Source organism: Candidatus Leptofilum sp., assembly GCF_965223525.1.
Classification (GTDB): domain Bacteria; phylum Chloroflexota; class Anaerolineae; order Promineifilales; family Promineifilaceae; genus Leptofilum.
Window position 1 is genome coordinate 2536353 of the sequence record NZ_CBDCWX010000005.1, and the last position, 20168, is coordinate 2556520.

17 protein-coding genes, 4 tRNA genes and 1 other annotated feature are annotated in these 20168 nt (G+C 51.4%); of the genes, 4 read left to right on the plus strand and 17 right to left on the minus strand.

Going from position 1 to position 20168, the window contains the following annotated elements; translation table 11 throughout:
- Positions 1–13: 13 nt before the first annotated feature.
- The 3 genes from ACOQPM_RS16580 to ACOQPM_RS16590 are packed head-to-tail and all read right to left on the minus strand — an operon-like array spanning position 14 to position 4091.
- On the minus strand, positions 14–691 hold the full coding sequence (locus ACOQPM_RS16580) for a hypothetical protein (protein ID WP_420630387.1): 678 nt from the start codon (positions 689–691) through the stop codon (positions 14–16).
- Between the two features lie 4 nt (positions 692–695).
- On the minus strand, positions 696–1988 hold the full coding sequence (locus tag ACOQPM_RS16585) for a hypothetical protein (RefSeq protein WP_420630388.1): 1293 nt from the start codon (positions 1986–1988) through the stop codon (positions 696–698).
- Positions 1989–2006: 18 nt separating this feature from the next.
- On the minus strand, positions 2007–4091 hold the full coding sequence (locus ACOQPM_RS16590) for a TadE/TadG family type IV pilus assembly protein (protein ID WP_420630389.1): 2085 nt from the start codon (positions 4089–4091) through the stop codon (positions 2007–2009).
- A gap of 279 nt (positions 4092–4370) precedes the next feature.
- On the opposite strand from ACOQPM_RS16590, the gene ACOQPM_RS16595 reads away from it, so the two are divergent.
- Together ACOQPM_RS16595 and ACOQPM_RS16600 are read left to right on the plus strand one after the other, a co-directional pair.
- Positions 4371–6005 (plus strand): BTAD domain-containing putative transcriptional regulator, encoded by a 1635-nt coding sequence (locus tag ACOQPM_RS16595; protein WP_420630390.1) that lies wholly within the window; start codon positions 4371–4373, stop codon positions 6003–6005.
- A 54-nt stretch (positions 6006–6059) separates the two neighbouring features.
- Positions 6060–8849, plus strand: coding sequence for an AAA family ATPase (locus ACOQPM_RS16600; protein ID WP_420630391.1), 2790 nt, complete (start codon positions 6060–6062; stop codon positions 8847–8849).
- A 95-nt stretch (positions 8850–8944) separates the two neighbouring features.
- Here the strand turns inward: ACOQPM_RS16600 and ACOQPM_RS16605 are convergent, their stop codons facing one another.
- From ACOQPM_RS16605 to ACOQPM_RS16660, 12 genes are all read right to left on the minus strand, one after another.
- Positions 8945–9619: a Maf family protein gene (locus ACOQPM_RS16605; RefSeq protein ID WP_420630392.1), complete on the minus strand. Its 675-nt coding sequence runs from the start codon at positions 9617–9619 to the stop codon at positions 8945–8947.
- Positions 9620–9685: 66 nt separating this feature from the next.
- Positions 9686–10066 carry a 50S ribosomal protein L7/L12 gene (gene rplL, locus ACOQPM_RS16610; protein ID WP_420630393.1) on the minus strand — a complete coding sequence of 127 codons (381 nt, stop codon included), beginning with the start codon at positions 10064–10066 and terminating at the stop codon, positions 9686–9688.
- A gap of 65 nt (positions 10067–10131) precedes the next feature.
- Entirely contained in the window at positions 10132–10671 is a 540-nt protein-coding gene (rplJ, locus tag ACOQPM_RS16615) for a 50S ribosomal protein L10 (protein ID WP_420630394.1), read from the minus strand.
- 25 nt (positions 10672–10696) lie between these two features.
- Positions 10697–10884: a sequence feature (ribosomal protein L10 leader region), on the minus strand.
- Positions 10885–10905: 21 nt separating this feature from the next.
- Positions 10906–11607: a 50S ribosomal protein L1 gene (gene rplA / locus ACOQPM_RS16620; RefSeq protein WP_420630395.1), complete on the minus strand. Its 702-nt coding sequence runs from the start codon at positions 11605–11607 to the stop codon at positions 10906–10908.
- Between the two features lie 50 nt (positions 11608–11657).
- Positions 11658–12083, minus strand: coding sequence for a 50S ribosomal protein L11 (gene rplK, locus ACOQPM_RS16625; RefSeq protein ID WP_420630396.1), 426 nt, complete (start codon positions 12081–12083; stop codon positions 11658–11660).
- 110 nt (positions 12084–12193) lie between these two features.
- On the minus strand, positions 12194–12802 hold the full coding sequence (nusG, locus tag ACOQPM_RS16630) for a transcription termination/antitermination protein NusG (RefSeq protein ID WP_420630397.1): 609 nt from the start codon (positions 12800–12802) through the stop codon (positions 12194–12196).
- A gap of 45 nt (positions 12803–12847) precedes the next feature.
- Positions 12848–13069, minus strand: coding sequence for a preprotein translocase subunit SecE (gene secE / locus ACOQPM_RS16635; protein WP_420630398.1), 222 nt, complete (start codon positions 13067–13069; stop codon positions 12848–12850).
- Positions 13070–13158: 89 nt separating this feature from the next.
- A tRNA-Trp gene (locus tag ACOQPM_RS16640) sits at positions 13159–13231 on the minus strand.
- Positions 13232–13284: 53 nt separating this feature from the next.
- Positions 13285–14487, minus strand: coding sequence for an elongation factor Tu (tuf, locus tag ACOQPM_RS16645; protein WP_420627245.1), 1203 nt, complete (start codon positions 14485–14487; stop codon positions 13285–13287).
- 148 nt (positions 14488–14635) lie between these two features.
- Positions 14636–14707 (minus strand) — tRNA-Thr (locus ACOQPM_RS16650).
- A gap of 102 nt (positions 14708–14809) precedes the next feature.
- Positions 14810–14892: transfer RNA gene (locus ACOQPM_RS16655), tRNA-Tyr, on the minus strand.
- A gap of 131 nt (positions 14893–15023) precedes the next feature.
- Positions 15024–15096: transfer RNA gene (locus ACOQPM_RS16660), tRNA-Thr, on the minus strand.
- Between the two features lie 260 nt (positions 15097–15356).
- On the opposite strand from ACOQPM_RS16660, the gene ACOQPM_RS16665 reads away from it, so the two are divergent.
- On the plus strand, positions 15357–16130 hold the full coding sequence (locus tag ACOQPM_RS16665) for an exodeoxyribonuclease VII large subunit (protein ID WP_420630399.1): 774 nt from the start codon (positions 15357–15359) through the stop codon (positions 16128–16130).
- A gap of 11 nt (positions 16131–16141) precedes the next feature.
- Positions 16142–17359: an ATP-grasp domain-containing protein gene (locus ACOQPM_RS16670; RefSeq protein ID WP_420630400.1), complete on the plus strand. Its 1218-nt coding sequence runs from the start codon at positions 16142–16144 to the stop codon at positions 17357–17359.
- A 487-nt stretch (positions 17360–17846) separates the two neighbouring features.
- Here ACOQPM_RS16670 and ACOQPM_RS16675 read toward each other — a convergent pair whose 3' ends face one another.
- Both ACOQPM_RS16675 and era read right to left on the minus strand, forming a co-directional pair.
- On the minus strand, positions 17847–18902 hold the full coding sequence (locus ACOQPM_RS16675) for a hypothetical protein (protein WP_420630401.1): 1056 nt from the start codon (positions 18900–18902) through the stop codon (positions 17847–17849).
- 321 nt (positions 18903–19223) lie between these two features.
- Positions 19224–20165: a GTPase Era gene (gene era / locus ACOQPM_RS16680; protein WP_420630402.1), complete on the minus strand. Its 942-nt coding sequence runs from the start codon at positions 20163–20165 to the stop codon at positions 19224–19226.
- Positions 20166–20168 lie beyond the last annotated feature (3 nt).

Here is a 20168-nt window from a genome sequence, read left to right on the forward strand (position 1 = left end):
TATGATTACGTCGTTACGTCTCTGGGTTTGTAGACAAGATTTCACCGGAGGTGGCATCAAGCCGCATGGTGAAGGCTTGCCCGGTTTGGAGTGAAAAGAGGGAGATTTGCCATTCGAGACGGCCGTTTTCCTCTATATCACTCGCCATTAAAGCCATTGTCAAGGTAGCCACCCCGCCTTCATTTAGGAATCGGTTACCGCCACCTGCTAAAAATGCTTTGATCGCTTCGTCACTGTCCAGGTTCCAGCCGCTGGCAGAAAGCAGCGGCTCCGTTTGCTGGTGATCGCCTTCTGAGACCAGAGCCACGTTGTCTTCCACCACCGAAAAGACGGCAATTTTTTGTGCCGACGGTGAGTAGAAGGTGAAGCCCCAACTGGTTTCGCCTTCGCGCAACTGTTGAGCGGTTGCGCCTTGAGGCCAGGTGGCCTGGGCGGTAAGAATTTGGGCATCTGGCTGCCACGCCAAAGCAGTTTCCTGGGCAGCGGCATAGGCAATGATAGCGGAACGGCCGTCATACTCTGGCGTGGGAGCAATATCATCGGCGCGTTGCGCGATGGTGGTGGCAGAGTTGAAAGATGGTGCGGGAACGGCCGTGCGGTCATTACGGAACCAAAACGTTAACGACAGCACCGCCACCACGACCAGCAAAACTACCAAAATAATGCCCAAAATCCACTCTAAACGATTCATCTTCTTAATCTTTTATCACCACTGGTAAATAGACACCCGGTTGATTTTTTACATAAAATATATCGCTTCTATCTGAACTTTTGAGCTCATAACCAACATAAACAGTCCAATTATTTGCCACAGCAATAGATGGTTTAATTGCGCGATCTGTGTCGCCCAGGCTATCCTCAATCGCCTCAATTACTGGATTTGATGAAAAGCCAGTACATGAATTAGCAACCCTTACTTTTTCATTATTTGTCGTAGTATTCCCTGTAATACCACTAAAAACAATGACTCTGCATCGCCCGACAGATGATATTTTAGGCCCTAAAAAGGTTGGATCAGAATCTTTTGCCCCAAAAGCTTGAACGGTCGCTGTACGGTAATGCCACTTGCCACTTGTCAGAGGATTTGCTGTACATGGCATATTGCATTCTAGAGAATAAAGAAATTGTTGACCTAGCGATACCCGATCCTCAAAAACAACTAAAACACGGCTGCCTCTAATTGCAATGTCAGGTTCTCTGGCACTAGTAATCCCAGGCACAATTTTCGAAATACCTCGTGGTGTCGACCAACTGCCTCCGGATCGCAAGGAGTAACTGATTCTATATTCAGACCCCACTACTTGTTCTTCCCACACAACATGAGCACGATTATTTGAATCTATTGCCAACGATGGAGATTCCGAAGACGCATCGCTGTTGCTTACGTTTTCAGGCGTTGACCAACTATCACCACCAGTTGTAGATCTGGAATAGTAAAGATCCTGTCCAGTGAAATCAACCTGAGACCAAACGATATGAATCACCCCATTTGCATCAACGGCTATTTTGGGTGATTCAATTAGAATATCTGCTGTAGAAAAAAGCTGAGCGGATCCGTTGCTCGGCCAGTCATCTTCATTTCCGTACCATAATTGATTATCATCTTCTGTCCATACGGCATGGGCATCATTATTGTTGTCAAATGCAACATGGACCTGCCTGGAAAAATCCGCGCTAGTATGAATGCTAGCAGGGGCCGTCCACGTGTCTCCCCCATCAGGGGATTTTCGATAATATGGATCAGCATCTAGTTCATTATCTGAGCGTTGCAGCATGTAAGCGACAATAATTGTGTTGTTGGGCGCCACAGCAAAGATTGGGCGCTGAGCACCATTTGGGGCATTTGTTGAATTTGTCAACCTTTTTGCATTATCCCAGTTTGACAAAGAATCCACTGCTTCAGGTTCATTGGTTTCGGCAACGGCCGTACCGATAATGGCAGTCAGTATAATCAGTAGAACAAAGGGTATGTAACGGAAGCGTTTCATAATTCTCCTTACTGAAAATTAAGAGCATGGCCCAGGAATCATAAAAACATTAGCAAGATTATTTGGCGGATTGATGCCAGTGCGTAAGCCGAAAAACGGTGCATTGTCTATGACAACACAAGCCGTAACCGTATAACCCGAAGGACTTATCGCTGGTGGAATATTCGAGAAGATATAGAAACCTTCCGAGTCGCTTTGAGTGGTTGCAACAATGCCATTACCTGCGGCGCCTGGATCAATCAAGATCACAAAGGCCCTGAACTGGGTCAATAATTCAGTCGTCAACACCTGGACAACGCCACTGATCTCATTATCACCAGAAAGCTCGGGTGTCGGTGTTGGTGTGGCTGCGGGTGTTACATTATTAACCGTTAGCGGGTTTGTGACATTGTTTGTCTCACTTAATTCATCTGTTTGTAGAACAGAATCCACCATGCCATAAACTTGATGATTGGTTGGATCATTAGTGAATCCCGATTGCGAAAGAATATTGATTGTTTGGCTAGCACCACCCGCCAACCCACTAACGGCCGCATACCCATCACTCTCCGCAATCGGAATCCTGTCGGTTAAAATCGTTGTGGGATCCAAATAAATATCCACAAAAAACTGATTCTCTACATCCAGATCACCCGTGTTGGTAATAACAACCGAAAACTCCACGGGCTGGTAAGCCACAATGGGAGGGGTGCTGATAAGTGTTGGTGGGCTAATTGCCACCAAATCCGCTGGTGATAGAGTGGCTGTTGGGGCCGGTGTGGAGGTGGGTTGCCCCGCACAAGGAATAGAAAATGTGGCAGATGAGGTGGCTCCACTGCCAGATTCGGCATCTACTGTGTAGGTGCCGTCCGTTAAGCCATCAAATGTCCAGGTGTACGTAAAGTTGCCGGTGTGAGTATTTGCTTGGAGCACAATTTGGGGAGTACCTTCCCACGACAAGGTAACGGACTCGTTTGTGGGCCAATTGAAGCCTTGCACATTGAATAAAATATCTGGGCCAGGGCCGCAATCGGGCGAAATAAAAATGTAGGCACCGCTAGGGGTATTGGTTGCTGTAGGCAGCGGCGTGTTGGTGGGCGTGCTCGTGGGAATTGGTGTTAGGGTGGGAGATGGGGTTGCCGTTGGCGGTACGCCCACAACAATCGTAGTGTCGTTGTTGTCAGCTACCGTTTGCTCTACAGCTAGCAATATGTCGCCAATGTTGGCAGCAGCCAAAGCTGGGCTGAGTGTCACCGTGCCAAATCCATCGCAGGCGTGGCCGTCAAAGGGGCCACCCAAGACGACGCTGCCCAAAAATTCTGAATTATTTGAGAGGTTGTAAATTTCTACCGTAATGCCAACATCACCTGTAACAAAGACAAAATCATTGCCAGCAACGGCCGAACCCTCAAACTCCAAATCGCAGCGCGGTGGGGTAGGCGTGTAGGTCGGCGTCTCGGTGGGGCCTGGCGTGGGCGTGTCTGACGGTGTGGGGGAGGGGGTAGGAGAGGGTGTGACGCCGGGCGTGGGCACGGGCGGCAAGTCTGGAGGCAGAGCAGCGCCTTCGTTACCGCTGCCGCCAAGCTGCCCAAACGTTTCGTTATTCAGCGTTTCTTGCCCCACCACGGGGATGGATGGCAGGATTGGCGTGAAAAATGGCGTGATGATGGGGACTCGGTAAGTGACACGTACCACCACCGGGCTGTTTGGCTGCCCCGCATTGTCATATTGTAGCTGGCCGTTTTGATCAACCCCCCAGACCTCAATGTTGTAATATTCGTTGTCCTCAAACACGGTGGACTCTTCATTTAAGGGAAGGCCAGCCAGATGGGCATGTGTTTTGGCGATAACTGAGGCCAGGCGTAGGTCGGTACACACATCACGGTCGCCAGAAACAAATTTTGGTAAGCCAAAATCAACAGCACAGGTAGGGGCTTCTTCTTGCCCGGTTATGGCGTAACGTACGCCTTCACGGGCGGCGTTTTGTACAGTGTTCCAGGCCCACAAAATTCTGGCACTTTCAATAATCAAGAAGATCATCATGAGCAGGACCGAAATGATGAGGGCGAATTCAACCAGGGCTTGCCCGGGCGAGTCGTTGAACCGTTGTTTGAAGTTGGTCATGGGAATACTCTTTAGGTATATGCCGGACAGATTTCATCTATATCCTGTTTCCGGTATACTGGTTTCGTGCAAACCACAGAAACTATTTTAAACAGTGGATTTCTCTGTGGTTTGCTCAAGTAAAAGCCACATGTGAAGTCTTTTTAAGACAAAGTTATTTTGGCTTTTACAAAAATAGATTAATTGCAATTTATGAATATCCTCATGTTAGATTATCAGAGACCTGTCGTTCAAGCGTTGATCGAGCGTTGATCTTTGCTGGTACAGATAACCAATCTCATGACAAAGGTACTAAAGTTGGCTCTGTTGGGGCCGCTGCAAATCTCAATCGCCGATGAACCGTTGATCGGGCTAGATTCTGGCAAGGCGCGGGCGTTGCTTTGTTACCTGGTGGTGAACGGCCGCACGCATTCCCGCCACGCCCTAGCCAACCTGTTGTGGGGGGAATTACCGGAATCTGACGCACGGCGCAACCTGCGGGGGGTGCTGCTGAAGCTGCGTAAATTTGTGGAACCCTACCTGCAAATCAGCCATCAAACGGTGGGGCTGCATCCTGAGGCGGCCGTTTGGGTGGACACGGCCGTTTTCCAGCAGCATCTAGGCATGGGGGAGCGGAAAGCGCATGATTGGCAAACGGCCGTTCAGCTTTACCGAGGCGAGTTTTTGCAGGAGTTTTACATTCGCCAGGCACCCGATTTTGACAACTGGCTGCAGGAACAGCGGAGCTTCTTCCACAACCAGGCCATTGTGGCGCACCATGCCTGGGCTAGCCAACTGCTAGCAGACGCTGCTTACAGTCAGGGCATCGCCGTTGCCCGACGGTTGCTTACGTTAGAGCCTACGCGTGAAGCCAGCCACCGCTTGTTGATGGTGCTGTTAGCCAGCGACGGCCAGCGCACGGCCGCCTTGCAGCAGTTTGAGCAGTGTCAACAAGTTTTGCAGGCAGAGTTGCGGGTGGCGGTTTCAGAGGAAACGGCCGTTCTCCACGAGCAAATTCGATCAGGAAATTATGACCAAGTGACTGCGATCACAGGTCGCTTTGGGCAAGATGACAAGGTGACACGCCCGGATAATGTCACCTTGTCACCTGGTCACCAGCGTTTGCAGAACGCCGTCACCCAGTCGCCCTTCATCGCTGGCCCGCCCATCACCAAACCTAACCAGTTCTTTGGCCGAGAGCGTGAACTGAAGCGGCTGGGGATGCTGCTGCGGCAACGGCCGTTGCAAAACGCTGCCATCATCGGGCCACGACGCAGCGGTAAAACTTCGCTGCTGCACTATTTGCGGCAGGCAAACTGGCTGCCGCAGGCGCAAAATTACCGCTGGATTTTTATTGATTTTCAGGATGCGCGGCTGGGCAAGCAGGAGGCATTGCTGCGAACCTTGCTGGCAAAAATGGCGCTGGACGTGCCAGAGCCATGCCATCTGGAAACATTTTTAGATGTGGTAAGCGAACACCTAAACCAGCCAACCGTTATTTTGTTCGATGAGATTGGCGTAGCCTTAACCCGCTACCCAGAGCTGGACGATGCGTTTTGGGAGAGTTTGCGTTCGCTGGCGACCAATCAGGTAGATGGCAACCTCGGTTTTGTGCTATCCAGCGCCCAGCCGCCGGACGTGTTGGCCCAGCACCAGGGCATGGGCTCGCCCTTTTTCAACATTTTTGGCTATACGGCCGTCCTCGGCCCACTTTCAGAAGAAGGTGCAAGAAACCTCATTGCCACGTCACCCATCAAATTTGCGGCGCGGGATGTGGATTGGATTTTGGCAGAAAGCGGCCGTTGGCCCATGCCGCTACAAATTTTGTGCCGTGAGCGGCTCTTGAGCTTGAGCGAAGGCGAAAAAGGCGACGACTGGCGTGAAGAAGCCCTGCGCCAGCTTGAGCCGCTGCGCCGCATGACCAAGAACCAGTGATCAGTATTCGGTGAGCCGTAAACGGTAAACCGATAACTGATAACCGATTACCGAATGAGTGACACTCTACGCGAACGCTACACAGACGCCCCCACGCTGACCGGCAACTTGCTCATTGGCAGCGTGCGGCTGCTGTTTTGGCTCTTTTTCCACCCCTCGGCCTGGCGCAACCACCTCAAGCGCATGGACAGCACGCTCTCCCCTTACTTTAGTTTGGCCGATTTACAGCAACGGCAGTGGACTAATACGGCCGTTCTCCGCTTCCTCCTCATGACCTTTTTTGCCTGGCCGCTGCTGGTGGGTTTACTGCTGGGGTTGGTTCTTTGGCTGCTCAACTTGCCCACAACGGCGTTGCTGCTGGGCGTGATGTTGGGCATCGCCGTAGGGCTCATTGTGGGATTGGCCGCCAGCATTGCTGGCAGTGTCGCCATCGGCGTGACGGTGGGCATGGCCACTGGCTTTGCTTTGGGATTGGGAGGCGCACTGCTGCTGCGCTCTGCCGGGGATTTAATCCTGAATGGCGCACCTATCTCCCTGGAAATTGCCGTTAGCAGCCTGATTGGGGCGACGAGTGGCCTGGCTGGCGGACTAGCCTATGGTGTAGGCGTCGGTGTGACGCGGGATGAGATGACACAAGATACCCCTACACTGAGCGGTGCCGAAGCGGCCGTTCCCTCCGTCTCTATTTTGCGGCAGGTGAGCGGCATGATGGTGGGCATTCTCATCGGCTTGGCGGCCGGTTTTTTGGCGCGATTGCTTGAGGGCAACTGGGCCACGGCCTTGCTAACTGCGTTGCCGTTTGGCCTGGCGGTAGGCTGGCGTAGCCAAAGCTGGCGGCGGGGGGCAGTGGCTGGGATTTTGGTGGGTACGGCCGTCTGGCTGGCAGGTGGCGTCCCAACTGCATCGGCGGTGGGAGGGTTGGTACAGGCACTGGCGTTTATTGCTTTTGTGGCGGCTTTGTTTGCCTTGCCCTACGTGCTGGCGGAGAAGAGCGCCGGAACCTGGGCAGGGGGCTTGGCTGGTGCGCTGGGTAGCGGCGCAGGCTTGTTTCTGTTTGCCACCGACGGGGCGGCTTACGGCCCATTTTTGTCCTTTGGTCTGGCCGGGATATTGTTGGGGCTGACTTTGGCCTGGTGGCGTCCCGTGCTGCTCTACCCCTTTTTGCTCATCTGGAACCGGATTTTGTACCAGCTAGATTTACGCCGCGCCGACCAACCAGAGAAACGGCCGTTGCTGCGTTGGCACTCCGCCTTTTGGGATGAATTCCAGCGACTGCCGCTCATAAATTTAGATGCCCACCTGCTGCTGACCATCCAAACAAGCCTGGCCGAGGGGCGCACTGCCATGGCTTATCTCAGCAACACCCGGCAGCGCTGGGCAGCCCAGTCGGCCCAAATTGAGCTGGATGCCCAGCAGTTGGAACGGTGTGAAACGGCCGCGCAAATCGCCGAGGTGCATCCTGGGTTGGCTGCAGGGGATCTGGTCGGCCCCGCCAGTGCATTGCTGCGTAGCTTCAGCCGCATCAGTACCGATGTGGCCGCCGCCCTGCAGCAAGAGAGTGCTTATAATCAGCGGCTAGCCCTGCACGCCGTCGAGGATCGGCTGGATGGCCTCCTGCGCGAGTTAACGCGCAGCAATGAGCCCTACGCGGCTCGCTTTCGCCCCATTGCGGCCAAGTGGCGGCAAATTGTAGGCGAAAAAGGGGCGCTTTTAGCCGAAGAAGCAGAACTGCGCCAGGAGATTGACAGCCCGTACATCATCGGCGTGCCGCTAACGGAGAAGCAAGCCATCTTTATCGGGCGGCAGGACGTGAGCAGCCGGATTGAGCAGCTTTTGCTAGATCGCCGTCAGCCGCCGCTGCTGCTTTACGGCCAGCGGCGCGTGGGCAAAACATCGCTGCTAAATAATTTGGGGCGGCTGTTGCCCAGCACCATCGTTCCGCTTTTTGTAGATTTGCAAGGCCCGGCCTCGCGGGCGCAGGACGAAGCAGGCTTTTTGTACAACGTGGCGCGGAGCATGGTGAGGTCAGCCAAGCGGCAGCGGGGCATCGTATTGCCGCCGCTCAGCCGCGAGCAGCTTTACGACGATCCGTTCACTCGCTTTGATGAATGGTTGGATGCGGTTGAACTGGCGTTGGCAGGCAATCTGGCTCTGCTGATGCTGGACGAGTTTGAGGCGCTGGAGCGGGTGCTGGCCTTGAATCGGTTTGATGAAGAGATTGTGCTGGGGATGCTGCGCCATCTCATTCAGCATCGCCCTAAATTCAAGGTGCTGCTCTCCGGCTCACACACGCTGTCGGAATTTTCTCGCTGGTCTAGCTACTTGATCAATGTGCAGGTGATTCACATCGGTTTTTTGCACCCCGATGAGGCGCGGCAGTTGGTGGAAGTGCCTGTCCAGGGCTTTGCGCTGCGCTATGAACCTGCTGCCAGCCAGCGGGTGCTGGACTTAACGGAGGGACATCCGTTTTTGGTGCAGCTTTTGTGTGCCGAGATTGTCGCCCTCAAAAATGAGCAGCCTCCGGCACAGCGTCGCTTGGCGACGGTGAATGATGTGGAAACGGCCGTGCCCGAAGCGCTCATCCACGGCAGCTTTTTCTTCGCCGACATGCGAAACCAGACGGATGAAGTGGGGGGGCAGGTGCTGAATCTGCTAGCCAAAGCGGGGGACAGCGAAGTGGTTTCGCGTAGTGAGCTAAAGAGGATCATGGGGGTGGAAACGGCCGTTCTCAGCCAAACCCTCACCCAACTCCAACAGCGCGAACTCATCGAGCCACACGGCAACGGCCTGCGCTTCCAAATTGAGCTGGTTCGTCGCTGGTTTCAGGGAGCAGTAGGTGAGTAACTGAGGACGAAGTGTATAAGTTTCCTTAGGTCAGCGGAGCATAGCGCAGGGACCGGCCGTCATCCCGCAAGCCATCCCTAAGCGTAGAGAGTTCATCAAGACAACAAGGTTTGCAAAATAGGGCAGGGATAATGGTGATGTGCTTGAGAAACGGCCGTTAAATCCAACTGATCGAACTGTGCTAGGTCAATATCCAGGAATTGCTGTAAAGCAACGATGAGTTCGCAAATTGGTAGCCCCATGACGTTGCAGTAGCAGCCATCAAGCCGAGCCACTGGCTGAAACTCTGGATGCTGAATGGCATATCCCCCTGCTTTATCAAATGGATCCCCTGTAGCGATATACGCCTGAATTTCTTCGTCAGTGTACGGCCGCATGGTTACAACGGCCGTACTCACCCCCTGCCATTCTCGCCCTGTGTTGGGTTCCAGCAAAACAAAGCCTGTGTGTACCTCATGTTGGGTGTTTCTGAGGTGGGTGAGCATTCGGTAAGCGGCCGTTTCATCTGCAGGTTTGTTTAACATTTCGCCCTGATACGCCACTGTTGTATCTGCTGCCAAGATGAGCGTATCTGCTGGAAATGAGTTGTGCTGTTTGGCAATGGTGCTGGATTTTAATCGAGCCGTTTGTATCACATTTGTTGCTGGATCAGGATGCGTGATGCTGTCTTCATCTGCATTTGCTACCATAATGCCAAACGGCAAGCCCAGTAGTTGCAAAAGTTCTCTTCTGCGGGGAGATTGAGAAGCAAGTATAAATTGAATAGACATGGCGGAAAATAAAAAAGGCTAGACCCACATTGGCTCTAGCCTTTTTTTATGCGTGAAAAAAGATTGTTACTTTAATTCGACAACTGCGCCAGCTTCTTCCAATTTGGCTTTGGCTTCTTCAGCCGCTTCTTTGCCAACGCCTTCCATAACGGTGCCCAAGTTGTCTACAACTTCTTTGGCTTCCTTCAAACCGAGAGCTGTCAAAGCACGAACTTCTTTAATAACGTTGATCTTCTTCGGCCCAATTTCCTTCAAAACAACGTCAAATTCGGTCTTTTCTTCAGCAGCTTCAGCTTCGCCGCCCATCATCATGCCAGGCATGGCAGCCATAGCCATGGGTGCAGCAGCGCTAACGCCCCACTTATCTTCCAGCATTTTTGTCAGTTCAGCAGCTTCCAACAGGGTCAGGCTGCTCAGTTCATCTACAATTTTTTCTAAATCGGCCACGTTTAATTTCCTCCGAAAATAATTTTATTTGTTGTGGTTAATTGTTTAGGCAACAAACCAATCTTTTAGGCTGGTTCTGCTGCACCTTCTTCACTTTTTGCGTAAGCATCAACAACATTAACGACTTGGCGCACGCCGCTAGCCAAAATTGAGGCCACATTCCGGGCAGGCCCGTCAATAAGCCCAATAATTTGAGCACGCAGTTCGTCCATGCTGGGTAATTTTGCCAGAGCTTCAATTTGCTCTACAGACATAAATTCGTCACCCAAAAAACCGCCGCGCAGCGTTATTTTCTCATCCTCTTTAGCGAAATCAACCAATGCTTTGGCCAAAGATGGGGCTTCTGAAAGAGCAAAGCCTGTTGCTAATTGTCCTTGCAAGAAGTCATCAGGTAGTTCTTTGTCTGCTTTTTCCAGCGAAAGCTTGAGCAGGGTGTTTTTAGTTACATGCAATGCACCCTCTGCTTCATACACTTTGTCGCGTAGCGCACTCATCTGCTTAACGGACATTCCAGTATATTCAGCCAGGAAGATGGCTCGGCTATTCTGGATAAGCTCGTCGTATTGAGCGATTAGCTCTACTTTTCGTGCTTTTGTAATTGCCAAATTGATTCACCTCCTTATCAGTGAATTGTGAAACAAAAAATCCTCATGCCAGTGAGCATGAGGATTTTGCAGTCAATATCAGAACAATTCTGCAAGGCAACCAAATTTGCAATGCAATATTGTTAGAAAATGTTTGCTTGTCCCCACCTCGGCTGGCGATTTTAATACGATTGAATCGTAACCAACTGTCTTTGGTAGAACAGTGCGGATTAAATTTTTAAGCAGCCGCCATTTTTACGACAAAGCTTCGCTTGTGTCAAGGCGAATCCCAGGGCCCATTGTATTTGCCATCACAATGCGATGAACATAGGTACCTTTTACGGCCGCAGGGCGGGCGCGTTTAATCGTTTCCAATAGATGGTTCAAGTTATCCATCAACTGATCTTCGGTGAAGCTGGCTTTGCCGATTGGGGCGTGAATGTTGGCCGTGCGGTCAACCCGAAATTCAACACGGCCTGCTTTCGATTCTTTAATGAGGCGGGGGAGGTCTGCCCCAGGGGCAACGGTGCCTGCACGTGGATTAGGCATCAGACCACGGGGTCCTAACACACGGCCCAAACGGCCGACTTTGCCCATCATGCTGGGTACGGCAATGGCAACATCAAAATCTGTCCAGCCGCCTTGAATCTGTTTGATCAGTTCATCATCAGCAATGTAATCTGCACCGGCTTCTTCAGCAAGTCGTGCATCTTCACCTTCGGCAAAGACCAATACCCGCACCGTTTTACCCAGGCCATGCGGCAGGTTCAACACCTCTCGAACCTGTTGGTCGGCGTGACGCGGGTCCACACCCAAGCGCATATGTACTTCCACGGTGGGGTCAAATTTGGTAACGGCCGTTTCCTTGATCAATTTCACAGCCTCGGCCCGGGAATACAGCTTTTCTCGGTCAACTTTAGCTGCTGCTTCTAAATATTTACGTCCTCGTTTTGGCATAATAACTCCTTGTGGTCTTAACGAACCCGAGTAGGTTCTCCCACTAATTCTTAGTCAGAAACTGTAATACCCATGCTGCGTGCCGTGCCAGCAATAATTTTGATGGCAGCATCCATGTCACGGGCATTTAAATCTTTCATTTTGATTTCTGCAATTTCGCGTAGCTGTGCTGTGGTCACGGAACCAACTTTGTCACGATTTGGCACAGAAGAACCACTGCGAATGCTAGCGGCTTTCTTTAACAAATCCGTAGCTGGGGGCGTCTTTGTAATAAAGCTAAAGCTACCATCCTGAAAAACGGTAACCTCAACTGGAATAACCTGCCCAACCTGCCCAGAGGTTTTGGCATTGTACTCTTTACAAAACTGCATCAAGTTAATGCCATGAGGGCCAAGCGCTGTACCAACTGGCGGCGCAGGGTTGGCTTTACCACCCTGAATTTGAATCTTAACAACTGCTTTTACTTTCTTAGCCATATTACCTCCATGGAGTCCAAACGCCTTTGATGAGGCTCCTCCAAAACAATAAAACACGAAGGCAGCAAGCACCTGTACAGGAAATTAAACCGCCTTCGCTAGATAAAATTTTAAACTTTTTCTACGTGCAGAAAATCGAGCTCAACGGGTGTTTCACGCCCGAAGAATGAAACCATCACGCGGACCTTTGCACGATCCGCATCAATTTCTGAGACAGAACCAATAAAGTCAGCAAACGGGCCTGTGCCAATCCGAACTTTTTCACCAATTTGGAAGTCGAACTTAACCTTGGGTGCTTCCGCTTCCATGCGGTTCATAATTTTGGCAACTTCTTCGGGGCGAAGTGGGGTTGGTTCATTGCCCATGCCCACAAACCCCGTTACGCCAGGTGTATTACGCACTACGTACCAAGAATCCTCGTCTAAAAGCATTTGCACCAAGATGTAGCCAGGGAAGACGCGGCGTTCAACTGTACGACGCTTGCCGTCCTTAATCTCAATCTCTTCTTCAGTAGGAATGACAACATCAAAGATTTTGGCCTGCATGCCCATGGTTTCAATACGTTGCTCAATGCTGTGGCGTACCTTGTTTTCGTAGCCAGAATAGCAGTGAACAACATACCAGGAACGGCCGTCATCTGGTATGAGGCTGCTTTCACCACCTGTGGTGGACAAAGAAGATTCTTCAGCTATTTCTTTGTCTTCAATCTCATTACTCATTTAAAAATCTCGCTCGCTACTTTTAGCAAAATGACTTAGCTACTCTTACAATCCGATGAGTTGTTCGATAAGTAGCTGAATAACATTTGAGAAAAGTAGATCAAATACCCAAAGAAACAAGGCAAAGGCAATGGTCACGCCGATCACAATAATGGTTAGACGCCGTGATTCATCACGGGTTGGCCAGGTAACCTTACGCAGTTCACCGCGCGTTTCTTTCCAGTACCGAGAGACTGGGTTAGGCTGATTGGCTGTTTTTTCTGTCACTGTTAATCCTTCTAAAAATCAACTTTACTAGCTGCTTTTTACAAAATTACCTCCAGAGACCAGCGAGGGCCTCTGGAGGTCGTTAAGAGCAGGGGGTGCAGGAATCGAACCCGCAGCCTACGGTTTTGGAGACCGTCGCTCTGCCAATTGAGCTAACCCCCTAAAGGTTAAGTGGGGCATATATGTTGCCACATGCCCCATTATACACGAAATTGTTAACTCAGGATTTTGGTAATGACACCAGAACCAACGGTCAAGCCACCTTCACGAATGGCAAACCGACCACCTTCTTCCAACGCCACCGGCTTGCTCAACTTCACATGCAGGTTCACATTGTCCCCCGGCATTACCATCTCCACACCATCCGGCAACGCTATCTCGCCCGTCACGTCCAGCGTGTGGATGTAAAACTGTGGCCGATAGCCTGGGAAGAATGCCTTGTGACGCCCACCTTCATCCTTGCGGAGTACGTACACCTCGCTCATGAACTCAGTGTGGGGGGTGATGCTGCCCGGCTTGGCCAATACCTGACCCCGCTCTATCTCGTCGCGAGCAATACCGCGCAGCAACAGGCCAGCGTTATCACCTGCTTCTACCTTGTCCAGAATCTTGTGGAACATCTCCATGGAGGTGACGGTAACCTTGCGGGTCTTTTCTTGCAGCCCCACAATCTCAACTTCGGTGTTGGCTGTTAGGGTGCCACGGTCTACACGACCGGTGACGACAGTACCGCGTCCCTTGATGGAGAAGACGTCTTCGACAGACATCATGAATGGCTTGTCGGTCTGCCGTTCGGGCGTGGGGATGTACTCGTCCACCACGCGCATTAGTTCCAGGATGGGGGCGTACAGCGGGTCGTTGACGTCTTGGCTGCTGCATTCCAGGGCTTGCAGGGCGCTGCCGCGCACGATGGGGGTTTCATCCCCTGGAAATTCGTAGGTGTCTAGCAGCTCACGCAGCTCTAGCTCGACCAGCTCCAGCAGCTCTTCGTCGTCCATCATGTCTACCTTGTTGAGGAAGATGACGATGGCTGGCACTTCTACCTGTCGTGCCAGCAGGACGTGTTCGCGGGTCTGGGGCATGGGGCCATCGGGGGCGGAGACGACGAGGATAGCACCGTCCATCTGGGCAGCACCGGTGATCATGTTTTTGATGTAGTCGCGGTGGCCGGGGCAGTCTACGTGGGCGTAGTGCCGGTTTTCGGTTTCGTATTCAACATGGGAGATGGCGATCGTGATCCCGCGTGCTTTTTCTTCGGGCGCGTTGTCGATCTGGTCGAAGGCTGAGAAGTCGGCGAACCCTTTGAGGGACAGCGTTTTGGTGATTGCTGCCGTCAGGGTCGTTTTGCCGTGATCTACGTGACCAATTGTCCCTATGTTCACATGTGGTTTTTCCCGCACAAATTTTTCTTTTGCCATCGTTAATAAACCCTTGTTCCTTGTATCTAATTTTTTGTTTTAGATTCTTAGTGGCAAGCTGCTTCGCAAGGAAGTTGTTGTGATGCCTGCCTTTTTCACAACAATACCCCGCCATCCTGCCTTTTTGCACAGAATTGACGGGGTGGAGAGCCCACGATGGGATTTGAACCCATGACCTCATTCTTACCAAGAATGTGCTCTACCCCTGAGCTACGTGGGCAACTCGGTCATCAGTATTCAGTAGACGGTATTCAGTAATCAGTGTGATGGTGCCTTTGATGACTTTTTAATTACTGTTAACTGGATACTGAAAACTGGAAGGTGGGCCAGGTAGGACTCGAACCTACGAAGGCTATCGCCAGCGGATTTACAGTCCGCCCCCTTTGCCGCTCGGGACACTGACCCATGAGTTTGTTTTGTGTTAATAGCTGATGATGAAATAGAAATCGGAATTGCATCATCAGCTTGAAGAAGCGGTATGGTAACGACTTTGTTGTCTTATTTGATTTCCGCTTCTACGCTGGAGTTTTAGCTCAAGCCGACGATGGGACTTGAACCCATAACCTATGCTTTACAAGAGCATTGCTCTGCCAATTGAGCTACGTCGGCACGTATCTCTTGTATTAAGTTTTTAAGTGTTACAGGCAAGACACCAGGGTTGCTAGCATAGCAACCTCAGGCGAGTAAGTATAGCATTTGTGTTTTTTTCGTCAAATAGTTTTTGCATCAATTTGCGGTTAATTTTGTGTTGCTTTTGGGAACGGCCGTTTCTTTAATTTACCCTCCCCTGAAAAAATACCCTGTTTTTGGTACTGTTCGTTTATAATAGTGTCTAGAATAAGTAAGTTGGCGTGGTTTTGGAGTTGGTTATGGATATTTCGGTAAGTCAGTTGAACGGCCGTTTAGCTGCCAAGCTCCCCCCGGAGTTACCTTTGGGCCTGGTTTTTGTGACGGGGCAGGTAAAGGAAGTAATGGGGGATAGTTTTGTACTGAAAGAAGGCACCCATGAGCTACCTTGTCGAGCAAATGGGGACACAATGCCCAGTGCAGGCGATGAAGTGCGCGCCAGTGGCCATTTGATGTTTGATGCGGAGCAGTTGCGATACTTCTTGTTGGCACGAGATATTGAAATTATAACATCTGAACCGCTGGATGATTTGGCTGTTAATTCGCGTGAATTGCTGGCAGAAGGTGAGGATTTGCTGGCAGCGTTGGCGGTGGTGAAAGCGAGAGCGGCCGTTGCGCCCGACGATACTGCTGAGATGCCACCTTGGGTTAAAAAGCTGGCACCGAAGGAAGTGCAGGCCGAGACACCGGATGATGTCGCCCAGCCGACCTCTGAGAATGTTGCTCTGGATGATGGTTTGGTTACGATGTTGTCGGCGGCGATGGATAGTGAGGAAGAGCTAGAGTTGACGCCGGAGCTTCTGGCTCCATACCAGGTGACTGTGCCGGAAACGGCCGTTCAACCCGACCAAAGTAGCAGAGAAGATAGGCTAATGGATACGGCCGTTCCTACAAACCCCACCAGCTACCAACCGGCCAACCGGGAAGATACGGATTGGCTGGTGATATTGCTCATCATTAGCTTTTTTGTGCTGACGATTGCCGTCATCGTGACGATTGTTTTATTGATTTTGTAATTGAGGGATAGATGTCTGAGTTGAATTCTGGAACAAAGCCAGTGACGATTATGTGCCTGGCTAGTTATTTTAAGGGAACCACTTTTCTTACTGCTGCCAAGCAGGCGGGTTGCCGGGTGGTGCTAGTAACGCGGGAGAAGCTGCACAATGAGCCCTGGCCGTGGGACAGTATTGATGACGTGTTTTATATGCCGCAGCTTGCAACGCAGCCAGACATTATTTATGCAATTGCTTACTTCATGCGGGGCAAGCCCGTAGACCAGATTGTCCCGCTGGATGATTATGATGTGCTGACAGTGGCGGCGTTGCGTGAGCATTTCCGGCTGCCAAACATGGGCGAGACGGTGAGCCGCCACTTCCGTGACAAGCTGGCGATGCGGATGAAGGCGCAGCAGGAAGGATTTAGGGTGCCGGAATTTACGGCCGTTTTCAACTACGACCAGTTGCGCGATTTTATGGGACGGGTGCCGTCGCCCTGGCTGCTCAAGCCGCGTGCCGAAGCAGGGGCAATGGGCATAAAACGGATGGATCATTCAGAGATGCTGTGGCGCAAGCTGGATGAGTTGGGGGATTTGCAATCTTACTTTTTGCTGGAGCAGTTTGTGGCTGGCCCGGTTTACCATGTGGATGCGATTGTTTGCCAGGGCAAGGTAATTTTTGCTGCGGCGCACCAATATTTGCAGCCACCGATTGACGTAGCGCATGACGGCGGCGTTTTTGTGACGCGGACAATGCCCCGAAAAGCGAAAGAGACAAAGGTGCTGATTAAGCTGCACAATAAATTGCTTTTGGCGTTGGGCATGGAGCGCGGCGTGGCGCATACGGAGTTCATCAAGGGGGAGGATGGTGAATTTTACTTTTTGGAAACGGCCGCTCGTGTCGGCGGAGCCAATATTGAACAGTTAGTTGAGGCATCCAGCGGCATTAATTTGTGGGCGGAGTGGGCACGGTTGGAAACGGCCGCTTTGCAAAACGAAGCATATCAGATTCCAGAAGATAAAGGTGGATACGCCGGGGTGATGATTTGCCTGGCGCGGCAGGAGTGGCCCGATTTATCTGGTTACCAGGAACCGGAAATTGTTTACTATGTCAATAAAAAGCAGCACGCTGGCCTCATTGTCGCTTCCCCAAATCACAAGCGCATTGAGCAGCTTATCAACGACTACAGCCAGCGGTTTGCCCACGATTTCCTAGCCGTAGCGCCACCTTTGGACACGGCGCCGACTTAATCATGGAATTGCTATTTACGATTGACGAAGATGCTTACGATCAATTACTTGAAATTAATGGCGACCTTTTTTTATGGGAAATACCATCAAAAGTTAATGTTGATAATATTAGGAGTTGCAAAGCCCAATTGCAAAGGCCGGATGGTCGTACTCATGAAGTTGAGATAGTTTTTTACTCTAAGTTACCATCCTCGCCTCCTGATTTTAGACACTGATGTCTTTTTAAAGAGGTTTCCAAATCTGATATCGAAATTGGCACAACCGTTTGGATATTGGATTGAACCAAAAAATAGAACGCAGATTTTCTTGTACGCATGGTGAAATTAGTGAACAGTATAGATATAGTTTCATTTTAAAGAGTGTTGCTGAATCCGATATCGAAATTGGTACAACCGTTTGGTTAATAGATTGAGCATAAAAATAGAACGCAGATTTTTCTGATTGCTGACCCACTGATCACCGTACGCGAAGCGGTCGTGAAGCGACATTACTGAATACCGTGCCTTTCCCGGTAGGCGTTGATCAACCCTCGAATGGCGCGTTGGCTGGAAACGGCCGTTTCCACCGGTTCCTTTAGCGCAGTTTTGTAAGTTGCATCCATTTGCTGCACTTTGCTCACGGCGTTGTCTGCTTTGGGCATCAAATCGTCGCGCAGGGGGTTGATGAGCGTTTGGTGCAGGGCCGTTTCGTTGTTTTGGTTCCGGTTGAGCCAGACGCCGAGCGGTTGGATGACATTGGTGTCTAATCCACTCAGCGTGTTGGGCGTTTCCATAATGAGGTCGGTAATGGATTGCATGATGGCAGCCGCCGTCTGACCAATGCCAAAGGGGAGCCACTTTTTCACGCCATCGAACCAGTCAGTGAGCATTTGCAGGAAAGAGCCAACGTGATCCACTGCTTCAGCCAGGAGCCGCTCGACTGTCGCAAAATAGCCCTCAATTTTTGCTAGATGATCAATGAGCCAGAGACGGCCGTTATCCAAAATGGGCACCTGCGATTCAAAATTCTGTAACGCCTGGCGCCCCATTTGGATGCTTTCAGAGAGGGTGGGCAGGTCAGCCAGGAAAGATTCGATATCGTTGGTGAAGTTGGTGAAGCCGTTTTCAACGGCCGTTTCCACATCCACCGCGGCAAACTGTTCATACAGCGCGATGAGCCCCGCCAGGACGCCAATCTGCTCGTTAGCCTCGCCAAGCTGCACGGTAAGTGCTTCGCTGTCGCTAACGGCCGTTTGGTTATTGGCCTGTAGATTGGTTAACTGACGCTGTGCCGCATCCAGGGCGGCCTGCAGGCGTACGTTTTCTGCTTGGGAGGCTGCCAGTTGGGTAAACAGGTCGCTATTTGGAGAGGTGAGGGAAGGAACGGCCGTACGCACAACAGGTGCAGTGTTGTTGGGAACTGAGGTAATGACGGTGGCGGCATTCTGGTTTTGGTTGTAGATGGCGGCTCCCGCGCCGGTGGCTGAGGCAGCAATGGCCGTTAGTGCAGCGGCCTTGATAAATTTGCGACGGCTGACGACCTGCTCATCGTGGTTTGTTGTCATATCCATTCTCCTGTACTCAGGTGACAGTCACTTTGGAAAAAGGTGTTCTATTTGAGAACTAGACTGTAAAAGTGACTGTCACCTTTATTCACTACGTTTATCCGTGCGCCCAGAAAATTGGCTCAACAACAAATACGCCCAACTTCAGCCAACGTTGCAGTATTAGCACGAATGTTCTGGTTTGATCAACCTGGTTTTTCACAAATATAGAACCCGTGTGACACAATTAGTCACACGTAGATGGATTACCAGATGTGACAGTCACTTCAAAAGTGACTGTCACATGATGAACAAGATTTTTATATTTTTGCAGGATGGGATTTACTCAGGTTTGCTGTAGCCGAGGCGTTTGAGGGCTTTTTCGTTGTGCCGCCACTTGGGTTCGACTTTGACCCACAATTCCAGAAAAACCTTGCTTTCAACGAGCGTTTCCAGCTCCTTGCGGGCGGCGGCTCCAATGCGACGCAGTTGGCTCCCTTTGCTGCCAATCACAATTCGTTTGTGGTTGTCGCGCTCCACAAAAATGTTGGCGCCAATATAGGTGACGCCGTTTTCGCGTTCCTTGAACTGCTCTACCTGCACGGCGACGCCGTAGGGAATTTCGTCGCGTAGTTGCAGCATGATCTGCTCGCGGATGAATTCGGCGGCCATGTCGCGCAGGTAAACGTCTGTGAGCTGGTCAGCAGGGTAGTAGCGGGGGCCCAGGGGCAGGGCTTGCACAATGAGGTCTAGGAGTTCGGAACGGCCGTTCCCCTCCCGCGCCGAAAAGAAAATCCAGGTCGCTTCCGGTGCTAAGGCACGGTATGCTTCAGTGTGAGGCATTACGTTTTCTGGCGCGGTGATGTCGCTTTTATTGATGGCTAAAATCACGGCTACGCTGTCATCCACCTGCTGCACCATGTCGGCGATGGCGCGGTCGCCGGAGCCAACGGGTTCGCTGCCGTCCACCAGCCACAGCACCACATCGGCGTCGTTGAGGCTTTCAACGGCCGTTTCCACCATAAATTCATCCAGCTTGTGGCGCGGCTGCATCAGCCCCGGCGTGTCCATAAAGATGATTTGGAATTCGTTGGTGGTGAGGATGCCCAACTGGCGGCTGCGCGTGGTTTGCGGCTTGGGGGAGACGATGTTGATCTTCTCTTGCAGCAGGCCGTTGATGAGTGTGCTTTTGCCCACGTTGGGGCGACCAATCACCGCTACAAAGCCAGAGCGGTGGTTTTCTGATGTTTCAAAATTTGCGGAAGGGGCGTTTTCTTCGTTCATAAG

Coding starts and splice junctions, on each gene's coding strand:
- ACOQPM_RS16605 (WP_420630392.1), bottom strand. CDS start 9,619: ATGTCTATTCAATTTATACTTGCTTCTCAATCTCCCCGCAGAAGAGAA.
- era (WP_420630402.1), bottom strand. CDS start 20,165: ATGAACGAAGAAAACGCCCCTTCCGCAAATTTTGAAACATCAGAAAAC.
- tuf (WP_420627245.1), bottom strand. CDS start 14,487: ATGGCAAAAGAAAAATTTGTGCGGGAAAAACCACATGTGAACATAGGG.
- ACOQPM_RS16665 (WP_420630399.1), top strand. CDS start 15,357: ATGGATATTTCGGTAAGTCAGTTGAACGGCCGTTTAGCTGCCAAGCTC.
- ACOQPM_RS16580 (WP_420630387.1), bottom strand. CDS start 691: ATGAATCGTTTAGAGTGGATTTTGGGCATTATTTTGGTAGTTTTGCTG.
- ACOQPM_RS16670 (WP_420630400.1), top strand. CDS start 16,142: ATGTCTGAGTTGAATTCTGGAACAAAGCCAGTGACGATTATGTGCCTG.
- ACOQPM_RS16595 (WP_420630390.1), top strand. CDS start 4,371: ATGACAAAGGTACTAAAGTTGGCTCTGTTGGGGCCGCTGCAAATCTCA.
- rplA (WP_420630395.1), bottom strand. CDS start 11,607: ATGCCAAAACGAGGACGTAAATATTTAGAAGCAGCAGCTAAAGTTGAC.
- ACOQPM_RS16600 (WP_420630391.1), top strand. CDS start 6,060: ATGAGTGACACTCTACGCGAACGCTACACAGACGCCCCCACGCTGACC.
- ACOQPM_RS16585 (WP_420630388.1), bottom strand. CDS start 1,988: ATGAAACGCTTCCGTTACATACCCTTTGTTCTACTGATTATACTGACT.
- ACOQPM_RS16675 (WP_420630401.1), bottom strand. CDS start 18,902: ATGACAACAAACCACGATGAGCAGGTCGTCAGCCGTCGCAAATTTATC.
- ACOQPM_RS16590 (WP_420630389.1), bottom strand. CDS start 4,091: ATGACCAACTTCAAACAACGGTTCAACGACTCGCCCGGGCAAGCCCTG.
- nusG (WP_420630397.1), bottom strand. CDS start 12,802: ATGAGTAATGAGATTGAAGACAAAGAAATAGCTGAAGAATCTTCTTTG.
- rplK (WP_420630396.1), bottom strand. CDS start 12,083: ATGGCTAAGAAAGTAAAAGCAGTTGTTAAGATTCAAATTCAGGGTGGT.